Source organism: Streptacidiphilus fuscans (genome assembly GCF_015690355.1).
GTDB lineage: Bacteria > Actinomycetota > Actinomycetes > Streptomycetales > Streptomycetaceae > Streptacidiphilus > Streptacidiphilus fuscans.
The window spans coordinates 357307-372150 of record NZ_JADPRT010000001.1 but is presented as its reverse complement, the minus strand read 5'-3'; the positions used below and the strand labels follow the sequence as shown (position 1 = coordinate 372150).

Sequence of the window (14844 nt, the reverse complement as noted above, 5' to 3'; positions counted from 1 at the left end):
CCGACCAGCGACAACAGGCCGGTCGGGCACGGTGCAGCGCCCGCCCGGCAGCGACGCCGGACGGTGCGCTCACGCACGGTCAGGCAGGCGGCCGTTCCGGCGGCCGCCGTGGGGGCGAGAGGCGAACAGATGGCCCAGAACAACGGCTACCCCGCCCGAGGGCTGTGGCGGCGCTCCGGCTGGAGCTGGGTCGACCTGCTGGTCGGGGCGGCGCTGCTGGCGCTGCTGTACGGACTGCTGCGCCTGGCTCCCGGTCTCAACGCCCGGTTCCTGCCCAGCACCGCGCCGACGCAGGTGTCGACCGACCCGGCCAACCTCCCCTACTACGCGGTCCGTTCACTGCTGCGGATGTTCGCGGGTCTGGCCGCGTCGGTGCTCTTCACCTTCGTCTACGCCACCGCCGCGGCGCGGATGAGGCGGCTGGAGAAGGTGCTGCTGCCCATCCTGGACATCCTCCAGTCGGTGCCGGTCCTCGGCTTCCTCTCGGTGACGGTCACCGCGTTCATCAACCTCTTCCCCGGCTCGGAACTCGGCCTGGAGTGCGCGTCGATCTTCGCCGTATTCACGGCGATGGCGTGGAACATGACCTTCGCCTTCTACTACGCGCTGATCTCCCAGCCGCGCGAACTGGACGAGGCGGCACGGGTGATGCGGCTGACCAAGTGGCAGCGGTTCTGGCGACTCGACGTCCCCTCCGGGATGATCCCGCTGGTCTGGAACGGGATGATGAGCTTCGGCGGCGCCTGGTTCTTCCTCGCCGCCTCCGAGTCGATCAGCGTGCTCAAGCACCAGTACGCCCTGCCCGGCATCGGCTCCTACACCGCAGCCGCGATCGCCGACGGCAACCTCGGCGAGGTGGGCATCGCCATCGCCGTCATGGTCGTGATGGTGATCGGCGTCAACGTGCTGTTCTGGCGGCCGATGACCGCCTGGTGCGAGCGGTTCCGGGTGGAGGAGTCCAGCGCCGTCGAACGCCCGCGCAGCATCGTGCTCGACCTGCTGCGGCGCAGCAGCGTGCCGCACCTGATCGGGACGCCGCTCCGGCCCGTCGGCCGCGCCCTGGACAAGGCCGCGCGCCCCTTCGGCCTCGCCGAGCACCCGCTGACCCGTCCGGTGACCCGGGAACGCGCCGGGGACGTCTTCTTCGGCGGGGCGGTCAGCGTGCTCATCGCGTACGGCGCGTGGGAGGCCTTCCACTACGTCCAGTCCACCGTCGGCCTGGGCGAGTTCGGCCGGGCGCTGTGGCTGGGCGCGCTGACCTTCGGACGCGTCACGCTGCTGGTGGCGGTCGCCAGCGTCGTGTGGGTGCCGATCGGCGTGTGGATCGGGATGAACCCCAAGGTGACCCGGTTCGCGCAGCCGGTCGTCCAGGTGTTGGCCAGCTTCCCGGCGAACTTCGTCTTCCCCTTCGCCACCGCGGCCTTCGTCGCGCTGGGGATCTCGCTCGACTTCGGCGCGATCCTGCTGATGGCGCTGGGCGCGCAGTGGTACATCCTGTTCAACGTGATCGCCGGGGCCCAGGCCATCCCGACCGACCTGCGCGAGGCGATGACCAGCTTCCGAATAGGCGGGCGGCTGCGCTGGACCAAGTTCATCCTGCCCGCGATCTTCCCCGCCTACGTCACCGGCGGCATCACCGCGGCGGGCGGCGCGTGGAACGCGTCCATCGTGGCCGAGGTGGTGGCCTACGGTCACCACAACCTGACGGCCGACGGCCTCGGCGCCTACATCACCCAGGCGACGGCCGCCGGGGACTTCCCCCGGATCCTGGTGGGCATCAGCGTGATGAGCCTCTACGTCGTCGTGGTCAACCGGCTGTTCTGGCGACGCCTGTACCGTCTCGCCGAGACCCGCTTCGCCTTGTGACAGACCGTCGAACCGCCAGGCCCACCCAGCCGACACAGCCGACCCGGTCCACCCAGCCCACCCAGAACGAGCAGCCGAGGACTCCCATGAGCAGCACCTCCGCCCACGACCGCACGGCGGGCTCCGTGCCGCCCGTCATCATCCGCGCCGAGGGCCTCAGCAAGGCCTTCACCGCGCCGGACGGATCGCCCCTGCCGGTACTGGACAACATCGACCTGGCCCTGCGCGAGGGCGAGATCGTCGCGCTGCTGGGGCGTTCCGGCTCGGGCAAGTCCACGCTGCTGCGCTGCCTGGCGGGGCTGATCGCGCCCTCCACCGGCGGCGTCTCCTACCGGGGTCAGCAGATCAACGGGGCCAACCCGGGCGTGGCCATGGTCTTCCAGTCCTTCGCGCTGCTGCCCTGGCTGACGGTCCAGCAGAACGTCGAGCTCAGCCTCCAAGCGCGCGAGGTGCCCGAGGCGGAGCGCACCGAGCGGGCGCTCAAGGCGATCGACCTGATCGGTCTGGACGGCTTCGAGGGCGCCTACCCCAAGGAGCTCAGCGGCGGCATGCGCCAGCGCGTCGGCTTCGCCCGCGGCATCGTCGTCGAACCCGACGCCCTCTTCATGGATGAGCCCTTCTCCGCGCTCGACGTGCTGACCGCCGAGAACCTGCGCTCCGAGCTGGTCGGCCTGTGGGAGGGCAACGAGGCCCCGGTCAAATCGATCCTGATCGTCACCCACAACATCGAGGAGGCGGTGCTGCTGGCGGACCGGGTCCTCGTGCTCTCCTCCAACCCGGGCCGGATCAAGGCCGAGATCCCGATCGACCTGCCGCGCCCGCGCGACCGCCAGGACCCCCGCTTCGAGTCGATCGTCGACACCGTCTACGGACTCCTCACCGGCCGCAGCGGTCACGGGGCCGAGGCCGCACCGCACGCCGACCACGAGGAGGCGCGCGACCGCACGCCCGCGACGCCGGTCAACACGCCGCTGCCAGTGGTGACCGTCGGCGGACTTGCGGGTCTGCTGCAGATCCTGGTCGCCCGCGGCGGCGAGGACGGCCTGGCCGAACTCGCCGACGAGCTGAACTTCGAGGTCGACGACCTGCTCCCGCTGGTCGACGCGGCCGTCATGCTCGGCCTCGCCCGTACCCGCGACGCGCGGATCAGCGTCACCCCGGAGGGTCGGGAGATCACCGAGGCGGACATCCTCACCAGCAAGCAGCTCTTCGCCGGGCACGTCGCCAAGCACGCCCCGCTGGTCCGGGCCATCGTCCAGGCCCTGTCCAGGACCGAGGACCACACCCTGCGCGAGGGCCTCTTCCTCGACCTGCTCCGCCGCGGCTTCTCGACCGAGGAGGCCCGGATCCAGCTCGACACCGCCATCGACTGGGGCCGCTACGCCGAGCTGTACGACTACGACCACAACGACGCCGAGTTCACCCTGGAACCGGGGGCCCAGGCCCATCTCTGAAACTGCGCCGACGGCCGGTCTACTTGATCTCGTAGGTCCCGTCCAGCCGGGCGCGGCCGAGGACGTGGCCCTGGAGGGCGGCCAGCACGTCGTTCAGGCCGAAGCTCTCAGGAAGCTCCAACGCCCGGTCCACGGCGAAGAGTTGGAAGACGTAGGCGTGCGGTCCGTGCGAGCGGACCGGCATCGGCCCGGCCCAGCCACGGCGGCCGAGCGGCCCCTTGCCGTGCCGGATGCCCGGCACCGGGCTGGGATGGGCGAGGCCGTTGTCGGGGATCCCGGCGAGCGTCGGGTCGATACCCAGCGCGAGCGCGTGCGTGGCGGGCTTGCCGATCGGCACGTCGGGGTCCTGCGCGATGAGCACCAGCTCGACCGTGCCCGCCGGAGGCTGCGTCCACTCCAGCGCGGGCGAGACGTTCGCGCCGAAGATCCTGCCGCGGTACGCCTCCGGGATCGGCGCACCGTGCTCGAAGGCCGGGCTGGTCAGCGTGAAGTTCTCCGGGGCCTGCAGATCGGGGCGCGCCCAGACGAGGGTGTGGTGGCCGGCGCGCCGGTTGCGCAGGGCGACACCGAGGGGGTTAGCGGGGGGCATGGCCTCGACTCTTCCTTTAGGTACACGAAAGATCTCTTTAGGTATACTAATCAGCTATGGAGAAGCAGGCAACCGACCAGCAAGCCGCGGGCATGTCGCTCGGAGGGGACGAGCCGGACCTCAGCGGTGAGCTCCGCTCCGCCGTCGGTCGCCTCTACCGCCGGTTCCGCAGCGAGCGCCCCGACGGCAGCCTCGGTGACGTGGCCCTGGAGGTGCTCACCCGGCTGCACAAGCACGGCCCGCAGACGCTGACCGAACTCAGCGAGCGCGACCGGGTCTCCCCCGCCTCCATGAGCCAGACCGTCAACCGCCTCACCTCGGCCGGGTACGCCGTCCGCACCCCCGATCCGGACGACCGCCGCAAGGTCCGCTTCAGCGCCACCGCGGAGGGCGACGCACTCGCCCGCGCCGCACGCGACCAGCGCAACGCCTGGCTGGACCGGCAGTTGCACGCGCTCAGCGCCGAGGACCGCGCGGTGATCGCCCGCGCGGCGGAGCTGCTCGGCGACATCGCCGACTCCTGATCCCCGTCCTGCGCTGAGGAGCCTCGCAGTCCGGTCAGAGCCGTCGGACGCGCAGCACTGCGGTCAGCATCGGGAGGGTGAACTCGCCACGTGCCGTCTCCGGCCTGTCGGCCAGGAACCCGCGGATCCGGCCGAGCAGCGCCTCCCGCTCCGGCTCCGGCATCACCAGCACCCCGGCGCGCGTCGCGAGGGTCGCCACGAGTGAGTCCGCGGTGCGCCGCTGCCCGTGCGGGAACAGGGCCTGCTCCGCCGAGCCGAACCGGGCCTCCCCTCTCGCTGTGCCTGACGTGCGCGCCTTGGGCAGATGCATCTCCGCCGTCTCGGCACGCCAACTCGCGGGCATGTCACGCGAACCGATCGCCGCGCTCCCGCTCACCCGCGCCAGCTCGGCGACCCACTCGACCTGATCGTCCATCACGTTCCACAGCCCGGCCAGGATTCCGCCCGGCCGCAGGACCCGAGCGATCTCGGGACCCGCGACGGCCATGTCGAACCAGTGCATCGCGTTCCCGCCGAGCACGGCGTCGACGGACGCGTCCGGCAACGGAATCGCCTCGGCGCTCCCCGACAGCGCCCGTGCCGTCGGCAGCGAGCGACGCAGCTCGCCCAGCATCGCCGGATCGGGCTCGACCGCGACGACGCCGAGGCCCATGTCGACCAGCGTCGCCGTCAACTTCCCCGTTCCCGCGCCCAGGTCGAGCACACGCGGACCAGGCGCGTGCGATGCCGGTGCCGCGCCCAGAGCCCAACGCACCGCGTCCTGCGCGTAGTCCGGCCGGTGCTCGGCGTACGCCGCCGCCGCGGCACCGAACGACGAGGCGTGCAAACGACGTTCATCCCGATCATCCATCCGGTCACGCTAGCCCCGCCGCCCACGACCGACCTTGCATTACGCGAATGCGACCGAAATGTGTGCGAGTGTTCATGGTCTGCTGACGGAAGATCAACAAGGTGAGGGCAGTCTTCCGTGTGGGCACCAACACGGAAAGACGGTGGAGCACGATGATCAGCATCCTGATCGCCGAGGACATGATTCTGCTGCGGAAGTCACTGGTCTCGCTTCTGAACCTGGAGAGCGATCTGGAAGTCGTCGCCGAGACCGCGCGCGGCGAGGAGATCCTGCCGCTCGCGCACCGACACAGACCCGACGTCGCCGTACTCGACGCCGAGCTGCCCGGTATGGACGGCATCACCGCCTGTCGGCAACTGCACGACCAACTGCCCTCCTGCCGCACGATGATCCTCACCGAGGTCGGCGGACCCGGCCGACTGCGCCGCGCGCTGGCCGCCCACGCCGTCGGCTACATGCTCACCGACTCCGACCCGACGGTGCTGACCACCGCCATCCGCTCCGTCGCCAAGGGCGGCCACGCCATCGAACCCAAGCTCGCCCTCGCCGCCCTCGAAGCCGGCAGCAGCCCGCTCACCCCACGCGACTTCGAGGTGCTCCGCCTCACCGCCGACGGCGAGGACGTCAAAGAGATCGCCAGCCGCCTCTACCTGGCCTCCGGAACCGTCCGCAACTACCTCACCAACATCGTCACCAAACTCAACGCCCGCAACCGCGTCGACGCCGTCCGCATCGCCCAGGAAGCCGGCTGGCTCTGAATTCTGCCTGGTCCGCTCGCTCCAGCCATTCTCAAGTGCGCCGCCCAAACCTGTGGGCCCTGTGCTCCAGCCCACATTTCCCCTTGCGGGGACACTGCTACGGACGGTGAGAGCGATGTCGACGACCATCCCCTTCAGACAGGGCGACTTTCGGCAAGGCGACGAGGTCCGGGTCTACCGCGACGGCCCGCTGGCCGCGGTGGAGACCGCGACCGTCGTCCGGATCACCGAGGACGGCGGCGTCCGGCTGCGGTTCCGGACCGACGGGCACGAGGTCACCTGGCGGCACAGCGGGATCGAGCTGGCGACCCGGACCCACTCCCCGCACTACATCGCCTGAGCGCTCGCAGCGACCACCTCGCCACAACAGTCCCAGGAGTCGAGTGGCGTAGCGCGGAGGTGAGCGGGCAGAAAGCCAGGAGGGGCACGCCGTCCCGGAAGGAGGGTGACGGCCATGGGTCTCGTCCACCGCGTCACCGACATGTTCAAGATCAAGGCGAACAAGGCCCTCGACCGCGCCGAGGATCCGCGCGAGACCCTCGACTACGCCTACCAGCGGCAGATCCAGATGCTCCAGAAGGTCAAACGCGGGCTCGCCGACGTCACGACCAGCCGCAAGCGGATCGAGATGCAGCGCACGCAGCTCGCCGGCTCCGCCACCCGGCTCCAGAGCCAGGCGGAGCAGGCGCTGGGCGCCGGCAGGGAGGACCTGGCCCGTGAGGCGCTGACCCGCAGGGCCGGTGTCCTCGCCCAGGACCAGGAGCTCAAGGACCAGCTGGTCGCGCTCCAGCAGGAGGAGGAGAAGCTCACCACGGCCTCCCGGCAACTGGAGACCAGGGTCGACGAGTTCCGCACCCGCAAGGAGACGGTCAAGGCCTCCTACACCGCGGCCGAGGCCCAGACCAGCATCAACGAGGCCGCCACCGGCATCTCCGACGGGATGGGCGACATCGGCTCCGCGGTCCAGCGCGCCCAGGACAAGACGGAACAACTCCAGGCGCGGGCGGGGGCGCTGGACGAGCTGATGGCCTCCGGCGCACTGGAGGACCCGGCCTCCCCCGTCGCCCACGACGACCTGCGCGACCAGCTCGACGCCCTCACGGCGGGCGGCGAGGTGGAGGCCGAACTGGCCGCCATGAAAGCCGAACTCACCGCGGGCAAGAGCGCCACGCCCTCCCTGGAGGCCGCCCCGGAGTCCGTCACGGAGCCCGCCCCAGCGAAGGACGAGCAGGACGAGCAGGACGCCCAGCCCGCCAAGCCAGGCGAGCCCGAGGCGAAGCCGGATCAGCCCAGCTGAGTCTGCGGAGTCTGCAGAAAGGCCTTGGTCGTCCGCAACGAGGTCTCCAGCACCGTGAGCCGGTGCTGCGGAGCCATCAGGTTCGCACCCATCGCGACCAGGTCGTCCGGCCCGGGCACCAGGACGTGCACCCGCGTGCCCATTGACCGCACCTGCCGGGCCTCGCGCAGCAGCCGGGAGGTGGAGCCGCGGCGCAGCCGGCGTTCCAGCCGGGTGGCGACGCCGCGTGGATGGTCGGTCTCGCGGGCGCAGGTGGGCGCGAGGACGTAGACCTCGTCCAGCCCCTCGCCCGCCAGCAGGTCCAGGTTGGTGTCCGACCAGGCACAGCCGTCCACATAGCGGCGTCCGTCGATACGCACCGGCTCGAACCACGCGGGCAGCGCGCAGGAGGCGGTCACGGCGGAGGCGAGGTCGGCGGCCGGCGCCTCCGGGGTCCCGAACTGCACGCGCATCCCGGTGTCCAGATCGACCGAGACCACCCGGAGCGCCGGGTTGTCCGGCCAGCGGTCGTCCATCTGCATCTGGTGGTACAGGTCCCGCACGCCGCTCAGGCTGCCCCGTCCGGTCGGCGCGGCGGCGGCCAGGATCGTGGCGAACGGCATCCGGTGCGGATGCCCGACCAGGTCGCGCAGCAGCCGCAGCGACCCGACCCCGGGCCGGGGAATGCGGGGCAGCGCGCCGCCGACCCAGGTGTCGTAGTCGACCTCGACCCCCTGCATGCCTCCTGTGGTCGGCACGATGCCGCGCTGGTGGTCACGCAGGTCGGCGGCGGTGACGCCGATCGCGAGCATCGAGCTGACCAGTGAACCCGCCGAGGTGCCCACGATGACGTCCGCCTCGCGGGGATCCCACCCGGACGCCTCCTCCAGCGCGCACAGCGCCCCGATCGTCCAGGCCGCGCCCAGACTTCCCCCGGCCCCCAGCACCAGGCCGCGCCGCGGCCTGGAGGACCGGCGGCGCGCGCCGTCCGGCAGGCTGTCATCCGGATCCGCTGGCAGGACTCCCATGTCCGACCGCCGCCTTCCTCTCGCGCCGGGCTCACCCCCCGACTCCAGCGTCCATGATCCGCCTCGACCCGGCCAGTTGTGCAGAGTTGAACAGATCGCGCCCCACGGAGATTCCTTCACTCGGGTCGTGCGGGAACGATAGGTTCCCGATCATGACCGATCTTGGAACTGTCCCCTGGCCGCCCGCTCCGATCACGACCGAGCGGCTCGTGCTGCGCCAGTCCGAGGCGCGGGACCGTGCGGCGGTCGTCGAGCTGCTGGCCTCGGCGGAGGTGAACGCCTACCTCGGCGGTCCTCAGCCGCGTGAGCAGCTCGAACGCAGCGTTGCCGAGACGCCCGAGCGGCGCCCCGGCCTGTTCGTGATCGAGAGCGACGGCGCGACGATCGGCACCGTCGAGCTCAACCGGCGCCACGGCGAGCATGCGAACCACGTCCGCCCGGAGGCGGCCGAGCTCGGCTACCTGTTCCTGCCGCAGGCGTGGGGGCACGGGTACGCCGCCGAGGCCTGCGCGGCAGCGCTCCGCTGGCACGCCGACGCCCGTCCCGGCGAGCCGGTGGTGCTGCGCACCCAGACCGCCAACACCCGGTCCCTCCGCCTCGCGGCGAAGCTGGGGTTCACCCAGGTCGAGCTCTACCACGCGTACGGCGCGGAACAGTGGCTGGGCATCCGGCTCCCGGCTTAGCGACTGCAAGGCCTCGCCGAGTTGTTCACCCGTGGGGGCGGGGTCAGGCTGATCTCATGGAGCCCGGGAGCCGAGATCGCGCGGACGAGGGAGCAGAGGCGGAGTGGCGGTCCGGCGTCGGCGTGGCCGGGGCCGAGGCCGGGGCCGACCCGCTGCCCGGGATGTTCGCGCGCGCCCCGGTCGTCTTCGCCGCGCTCAGCGGCCCTGACCACCTGCTCCAGGGGGCGAACCAGGCGTTCTTCGAGACCGTCGGCGGCGAGCGGGGCCGGGACGCGCTGGGCCGGGAGATGCTCGGTCGGCCGGTCGGGGACGCCGTGCCCGAGCTGGTGCCCCAGGGCCTGCTGTCCCTGCTCGACTCGGTCTACCTCCAGGGTCGGCCGATCGTCACCTCCAACGTCGCCGTGCTGCTGGGATCGGTCGGCGCGGGTCGGCTGCGGTACTTCGACATCAGCCTCGAACCGCGGCGGGACCAGGACGGACGGGTCCAGGGCATCGCCTTCCTCGGCGTGGACGTCACCCGGCAGCGCGCCGCCCACAAGCTGGCCGCCGAGCAGCAGGCGCTGCTGGAGCAGATCGCGCGCGACGCGCCGCTGGCGGAGGTGCTGGACGGCATGTGCCGGGCCATCGAGAAGCTTTCACCGCACGTGCTCAGCTCGGTGCTGCTCCTCGACGAGAGCGGCACCCGGCTGCTGCACGGCGCGGCCCCGAGCCTGCCGGACTTCTACAACGAGGCCATCGACGGCTGCGAGATCGGACCGCGCGAGGGCTCCTGCGGCACCGCCGCGTACCGCCGCGAGATGGTCGTGGTCAACGAGATCGCCACGGATCCGCTCTGGACCGACTACCGGGAGCTGGCCGGCCAGGCGGGGCTCGCGGCCTGCTGGTCGTCCCCGGTCATGTCCAGCACGGGCGAGCTGCTCGGCACCTTCGCCATGTACCACCGCACCCCGAGGCCGCTGCGCGAGGAGGATCTCGACCTCAGCATCGTCTTCACCCGCACCGCTGCGCTGGCCATCGAGCGCCACCGCACCGAGATCGCCCGCCACCGGGCGCACGAGCGCGAGCACACGCTCAGCTCCGACCTGGAGTTCGTCCTGCGGACCAGCACGGCGGTCAGCGAGGAGGCCCGTTATCCGCAGAACCTGCAGCGGCTGGCGCAGTTGGCCGTCCCGACGCTGGGTCCGGTCTGCGTGATCGACGTGCTGGAGGACGGCCGGGTCCGCCGCGTGGCCGTCGCGCTCGCTGCGGGGCTGCCCGATCGGGCCGCGGCGCTGCTCGCAGCCGGGGCGTCGGCGCACGCCTCGGACGGCGCGTCGGACCGTTCGTCGGCCCACGCGTCGGCGCACACCGAGGACGGCCCGGTCGGGCGCGTGCTGGCGACCGGACGCACCGAGGTGAGCCGGGCAGCGCCCGGCGCCGGGTGGCGGGAGCTCGGGCTCGACATCACCGGCCGGATCTGCGTGCCGCTGACCGCGCGCGGACACACCTTCGGCGCGCTGACCGTGGTCGCGACCGCCGACCGGCCGCTGGGCCCGCGCACCATCGTCCTCGCCGAGGAACTCGCCCGCACCGCCGCGGCCGGGGCCGAGACCACCCGCCAACACGCCCAGCGCGCCCGGCTGGCCCACGACCTCCAGGCCGGGCTGCTGCTCGCGGCGCTGCCGGACGTCCCGGGAGTACGGCTGGCCGCCTCCTACCGCCCGGCAGGCGAGGGCCTGGACATCGGCGGCGACTTCTACGACATCTTCCCGCTGCCCGGGGACCGCTGGGGGCTGGTCATCGGGGACGTGTGCGGGCGCGGGGCCCATGCGGCGACCACGACCGCGCTGGTCCGCAACACCGCCCGCGCCGTCGCTCCGCTGCTGCCGACCCCGGGCGCGGTCGCGGACGCGGTCAACGCCGCCCTGCTGGCCCGGCCGGACAGCGACGAGAGCTTCGTGACGCTGATCTACGCCGAACTGCGCCGGGAGCACGGCGTGCACGGGGAGCCCGCCGGGGTCGCCGTGAGCATGGTCCGGGCCGGGCACCCGCCTCCCGTGCTGCACCGGGCCGACGGAACCGTCTACGCGCCCAGCCCGAGCGGGGAACTCCTCGGCGTATCGCCGGAGCCCGAACTGGTCATGGAGTCGTTCACCCTGCGCAGCGGGGACCACCTGGTCCTGGTGACCGACGGCATCCTGGAGGCCCGCGACCCGGCCGGGACCTTCTTCGGCGAGGAGCGTCTCGTCTCCGCCCTGCGTCCGACCGCCGGAGCCGCGGACGCGCGGCGGATTCTCGACGCCCTCACCGACGCCGTCGACGGCTTCACCGGCGGCCTGACGGACGACGACCAGGCGGCTCTGGTCGTCGTCGCGGAGTAGGAGCCGGGCAGTTCACCTGAGTTGACGATCCGTCAGGACACGGTTCAGGACAGCAGCTCGACGTACCCCTCGCTGCCGTGCACCCGGATCCGCTGCCCGTCCCGGATCAGCCGGGTGGCCCGCTCCACGCCCACGACGGCGGGCAGTCCGTACTCACGGGCGATCACCGCGCCGTGGGTCATCAGGCCGCCCACCTCCGTCACCAGGCCCGCGATGCCGACGAACAGCGGTGACCAACTCGGGTCGGTGAAGGGCGTGACCAGGATGTCGCCGGCTTCGAGGTCTGCGTCGGCCATGTCCAGGACGACCCGGGCCCTCCCCTCGACGGTCCCGGCGGAGACCGCCACGCCGGGCAGGGCGTCAGCCGGGATCCCCTCGCGCCGGTACGCCCCGGTCAGCGCCTCGCCGTCCGAGGTGAGCACGCGCGGCGGGGTGAGTGCGTGGTACGCGCGGAACGCGTCCCTGCGCTGCCGCAGCAGCTGTTCGTCGACCTGCCCGGTGCGCACGACGTCGCGGAACTCCTGGAACGTCAGAAAGAAGACGTCCTCGCGCCCGGCGAGGACGCCCGCCTGCACCAGACGGTCGGCCTCCGCCAACAGGGCCTGCTTGTAGACGAAGTAGCGGCTGATGATGCCGTACTTCGGGTACTCCCGGTAGCCGATGAAGGTCCTGACCCGCTCGATCATCCGCTGGGTCTCGTCGGCCTTGCTGTCCCCTTCGGGCAGCAGCCGCAGACGTGACAGTACGTCAGCTTCCTTCTGCTGCGCCTTCTCCCGCCCCTCCTCGAAGCGTCGCTCGGCGGCGTCCGGGCCGAAGTTCCTGATGTTGTCGAGGATCACGGGCACGAGCGTGGTGGGGCGTTCACTCCAGCGCGGCCTGGTGATGTCGATCTCGCCGACGCAGCGCATCCCGTAGAGGTCGAGGTAGACCTCGATGGCGGCGCGGGCCTCGATGCCTCCCTCGCGCTTCGCCAACTCGTCCAGGAAGTCCTCGTCCCGGAGCCCCTTCTCCTGGACGTCCTGGAGAAACGCCCGTACCTCCGGCAGCGGGCGGATCACGTCCGCGACGTCGAGCAGGGCCAGCCCCATCTCCGAGGTGACGTTGCCCGGCGCGGACAGCGTGAGCGTGTCAGCGGCGTTCTTCTCGCCCAGCCACTCCTGCAGGTTGTCGTTGAGCCACCAGGTGGCCTCCATCCCGGCCATGATCGCCTTGATGCTCAGCGGATCGGCGAGCACCCGCTTGTGCTCCGCGAAGGCCTCCTCGAGGAAGTCGAACAGCGCCGCTCCGCTCTTGGTCCTGATGTCCCGCGCCAGGGCGGCGACGGATTCCCGACTGCGCTGGATCAGCCCTTTGACGATCCCCGGATCGGTCTCGATCGGCGCGGACGCAGCGCGCGCCCGCGCCGCTCCGGCCTGCGGCCCGGCGGCAGGGGTGTCCTCGACCAGCGGGACGAAGTCCTGGCGGGCGAGGACGGTTTCGAGCGCGTCCCTGATCAGCGGATCGCCCTTGCCCATCACGTCCAGGAGCGCGGCACGACTCGCCGGAGCGGCCAGCCGTGCGGTGACGTCGACGAAGAGCCTCCCTCCCGCCTCGTGCATCGGCACCATGGCCGTCAACTGCCACATGGAGTACCCGAGCGGCTTCATGGGGTCCGTCATCATCTGCCCGTGGCCCACGGAGACGTAGACGTGGTTCGCCTGGTCGTCGGCCTCGGGGATGGGGAACAGCGTGGTGATCGGCCGGCTCTGGACGATCCGGAAGCCGTCGTCGACCAGGCACCACTCGATGTCCTGCGGACGGCCGAAGTGCGCCTCGATCCGCCGGCCGAGCCGGACGAGTTCCACGGCCTGACCGTCCGTCAGCGCGGGCTGCTCCTGCCGCCGCTCCTCGATCGCGACCTCCTGCGTGCCGCCGCCCGGCACCGCCAGGACGGCACGCTGCTTGGCGGCGATCGTCCTGGCGACGACCTCGTCGTCGCGCACCGCGAAGACGTCCGGGTTCACCAGGCCCGAGACCAGGGCCTCGCCGAGGCCGAAGCCGGCGTCCACGGTGGCGAGCCTCCGGTCGCCCGTGACGGGGTCGGCCGTGAACAGGATGCCGGACGCGTCCGGGACGACCATCCGCTGCACCACCACGGCCATGTGCACCGTGCGGTGGTCGATGCCGTTCCGCTGACGGTAGGTCACGGCCCGCTCGGTGAAGAGCGAGGCCCAGCACCGGCTGACATGCCCGAGGACCTCCGCCGGACCGACCACGTTGAGGTAGGTGTCCTGCTGTCCGGCGAACGACGCCGTCGGCAGGTCCTCCGCCGTCGCGCTCGACCGGACGGCGTAGGCGGCGTCCTCGCCGTGCCGGGCGAGCGCGCCGGTGATCGCCGCCGCGATCTCGGCAGGGACGGCCGCGCCTTCGATGCTCCGGCGGATCTCCGCGCTGAGCGCGCTAATCGCCTCCGGATCCGCCGAGTTGACCTGCGCCAACCGGTCGAGCAGCTCGCCGACCGACGGCGCGTCCGCCAGGACCCGCCGGAACGCGTCCGTCGTCACGCAGAAGCCGTCCGGCACGCGGACGCCGTCGATCCGCGCCAGCCCGCCCAGCTGTGCGCCCTTGCCACCCACGACGGCGACCTGAGCCTCGTCGACCTCGCGAAGCTCCACCACGTACTGCTCGCTCACCGCGACACCTCTCCGATCAGTGTGAGGCGCTGGACCACTCGGCGATCGCATGGTCCAGGCCTGTCAGGAACAGTTCCACTCCCACGGCCGCCAGGAGAAGGCCCAACAGCCGCGAGCACATCTCCAGAGTGGTCGTGTGCACCTTGCGCAGCAGCCCGGTCGTGGCCACCATGCAGACCGCGTCGATCATCGCCACGGCCACGAAGGACGCGACCACGCTGCTGCGCCAGCCCCAGTCGTTCCGGTTCAGGGACTCCACCAGGACCGCGGTCACCGCCAGCGGGCTCACCACGTAGGGCAGCAGCAGTTCCCGGAAGCCGGAGACCACCGGGTGCATCTCGTCCACCTCCTCCGGGCTGTCCGCGCCGACGTGCACGCCGAGCACAAGACCGACCGCGTAGAGGAAGAAGATGATCCCACCGGCGAGCTCCAGCGACTCGACGCTGATGTGGAAGAAGTCCGTCACGTAGGGCGCCGTCCACGCGCAGAGCGCACCCAGCAGCGCCGAGGCCCCCGAGGCCAGCAGGGCCACCCGACGCGCCACGAGCGTGGTGCGCCCCCGCGCCACGTGGGCGAAGGACAGCATCACCTTGGGCGGCCCGACGACCGCGAAGAAGGTGACGAAGGTGCTGGTGACGTTGAGCGGCCCGGTGAGCGAGGACATGGAGTCGATCATCCTCCACGTCGGCCGCCAACCGGTCCCAGGCCACTCGGATCGGACAAAAGCCGGTGTTTCGTGTCACAGCTTTGCGACAGTGTCGACCTTGACGAGGCTCCGGCGACC

General features: G+C 71.6%; 13 protein-coding genes. 8 read left to right on the top strand and 5 right to left on the bottom strand.

The annotated features are described in order from the left end of the window. The first annotated feature begins 129 nt into the window (after positions 1 to 129). Together I2501_RS01660 and I2501_RS01655 are read left to right on the top strand one after the other, a co-directional pair. Positions 130 to 1866: an ABC transporter permease gene (locus I2501_RS01660; RefSeq protein WP_196191932.1), complete on the top strand. Its 1737-nt coding sequence runs from the start codon at positions 130 to 132 to the stop codon at positions 1864 to 1866. Between the two features lie 86 nt (positions 1867 to 1952). After that, positions 1953 to 3320, top strand: a complete 1368-nt coding sequence (locus I2501_RS01655) for an ABC transporter ATP-binding protein (RefSeq protein ID WP_196191931.1) — start codon at positions 1953 to 1955, stop codon at positions 3318 to 3320. A gap of 19 nt (positions 3321 to 3339) precedes the next feature. Here I2501_RS01655 and I2501_RS01650 read toward each other — a convergent pair whose 3' ends face one another. Beyond that, the gene (locus tag I2501_RS01650) at positions 3340 to 3909 is read right to left on the bottom strand and encodes a YbhB/YbcL family Raf kinase inhibitor-like protein (RefSeq protein WP_196191930.1); all 570 of its coding nucleotides are present in this window, start codon (positions 3907 to 3909) and stop codon (positions 3340 to 3342) included. A 56-nt stretch (positions 3910 to 3965) separates the two neighbouring features. Here I2501_RS01650 and I2501_RS01645 point away from each other — a divergent pair, with 56 nt between their 5' ends. Next, on the top strand, positions 3966 to 4433 hold the full coding sequence (locus I2501_RS01645) for a MarR family winged helix-turn-helix transcriptional regulator (protein ID WP_196191929.1): 468 nt from the start codon (positions 3966 to 3968) through the stop codon (positions 4431 to 4433). Between the two features lie 34 nt (positions 4434 to 4467). Here the strand turns inward: I2501_RS01645 and I2501_RS01640 are convergent, their stop codons facing one another. Further along, positions 4468 to 5283 (bottom strand): class I SAM-dependent methyltransferase, encoded by an 816-nt coding sequence (locus I2501_RS01640; protein ID WP_196191928.1) that lies wholly within the window; start codon positions 5281 to 5283, stop codon positions 4468 to 4470. A 152-nt stretch (positions 5284 to 5435) separates the two neighbouring features. Between I2501_RS01640 and I2501_RS01635 the strand changes: the two genes are divergently transcribed. The 3 genes from I2501_RS01635 (at position 5436) to I2501_RS01625 (ending at position 7338) form a co-directional block, all read left to right on the top strand. After that, entirely contained in the window at positions 5436 to 6041 is a 606-nt protein-coding gene (locus I2501_RS01635) for a response regulator transcription factor (RefSeq protein ID WP_196191927.1), read from the top strand. A gap of 115 nt (positions 6042 to 6156) precedes the next feature. Then, entirely contained in the window at positions 6157 to 6381 is a 225-nt protein-coding gene (locus I2501_RS01630) for a hypothetical protein (protein ID WP_196191926.1), read from the top strand. Between the two features lie 114 nt (positions 6382 to 6495). Then, a complete protein-coding gene (locus I2501_RS01625) occupies positions 6496 to 7338 on the top strand; it encodes a PspA/IM30 family protein (RefSeq protein WP_196191925.1) in 843 nt (280 codons plus the stop codon). Here I2501_RS01625 and I2501_RS01620 read toward each other — a convergent pair. Further along, positions 7326 to 8345: a patatin-like phospholipase family protein gene (locus tag I2501_RS01620; RefSeq protein ID WP_196191924.1), complete on the bottom strand. Its 1020-nt coding sequence runs from the start codon at positions 8343 to 8345 to the stop codon at positions 7326 to 7328. The two genes, I2501_RS01625 and I2501_RS01620, sit on opposite strands and share 13 nt — an antisense overlap. A gap of 152 nt (positions 8346 to 8497) precedes the next feature. Here I2501_RS01620 and I2501_RS01615 point away from each other — a divergent pair, with 152 nt between their 5' ends. Together I2501_RS01615 and I2501_RS01610 are read left to right on the top strand one after the other, a co-directional pair. Next, positions 8498 to 9028, top strand: coding sequence for a GNAT family N-acetyltransferase (locus I2501_RS01615; protein ID WP_196191923.1), 531 nt, complete (start codon positions 8498 to 8500; stop codon positions 9026 to 9028). Between the two features lie 56 nt (positions 9029 to 9084). Next, positions 9085 to 11388 (top strand): SpoIIE family protein phosphatase, encoded by a 2304-nt coding sequence (locus I2501_RS01610; protein WP_236045725.1) that lies wholly within the window; start codon positions 9085 to 9087, stop codon positions 11386 to 11388. A gap of 44 nt (positions 11389 to 11432) precedes the next feature. Here the strand turns inward: I2501_RS01610 and rph are convergent, their stop codons facing one another. Both rph and I2501_RS01600 read right to left on the bottom strand, forming a co-directional pair. Further along, the gene (gene rph / locus I2501_RS01605; RefSeq protein ID WP_196191922.1) at positions 11433 to 14060 is read right to left on the bottom strand and encodes a rifamycin-inactivating phosphotransferase; all 2628 of its coding nucleotides are present in this window, start codon (positions 14058 to 14060) and stop codon (positions 11433 to 11435) included. 16 nt (positions 14061 to 14076) lie between these two features. Further along, a complete protein-coding gene (locus I2501_RS01600; RefSeq protein ID WP_196191921.1) occupies positions 14077 to 14724 on the bottom strand; it encodes a MarC family protein in 648 nt (215 codons plus the stop codon). Positions 14725 to 14844 lie beyond the last annotated feature (120 nt).

Coding starts and splice junctions, on each gene's coding strand:
- I2501_RS01660 (WP_196191932.1), top strand. CDS start 130: ATGGCCCAGAACAACGGCTACCCCGCCCGAGGGCTGTGGCGGCGCTCC.
- I2501_RS01655 (WP_196191931.1), top strand. CDS start 1,953: ATGAGCAGCACCTCCGCCCACGACCGCACGGCGGGCTCCGTGCCGCCC.
- I2501_RS01650 (WP_196191930.1), bottom strand. CDS start 3,909: ATGCCCCCCGCTAACCCCCTCGGTGTCGCCCTGCGCAACCGGCGCGCC.
- I2501_RS01645 (WP_196191929.1), top strand. CDS start 3,966: ATGGAGAAGCAGGCAACCGACCAGCAAGCCGCGGGCATGTCGCTCGGA.
- I2501_RS01640 (WP_196191928.1), bottom strand. CDS start 5,283: ATGGATGATCGGGATGAACGTCGTTTGCACGCCTCGTCGTTCGGTGCC.
- I2501_RS01635 (WP_196191927.1), top strand. CDS start 5,436: ATGATCAGCATCCTGATCGCCGAGGACATGATTCTGCTGCGGAAGTCA.
- I2501_RS01630 (WP_196191926.1), top strand. CDS start 6,157: ATGTCGACGACCATCCCCTTCAGACAGGGCGACTTTCGGCAAGGCGAC.
- I2501_RS01625 (WP_196191925.1), top strand. CDS start 6,496: ATGGGTCTCGTCCACCGCGTCACCGACATGTTCAAGATCAAGGCGAAC.
- I2501_RS01620 (WP_196191924.1), bottom strand. CDS start 8,345: ATGGGAGTCCTGCCAGCGGATCCGGATGACAGCCTGCCGGACGGCGCG.
- I2501_RS01615 (WP_196191923.1), top strand. CDS start 8,498: ATGACCGATCTTGGAACTGTCCCCTGGCCGCCCGCTCCGATCACGACC.
- I2501_RS01610 (WP_236045725.1), top strand. CDS start 9,085: ATGGAGCCCGGGAGCCGAGATCGCGCGGACGAGGGAGCAGAGGCGGAG.
- I2501_RS01600 (WP_196191921.1), bottom strand. CDS start 14,724: ATGTCCTCGCTCACCGGGCCGCTCAACGTCACCAGCACCTTCGTCACC.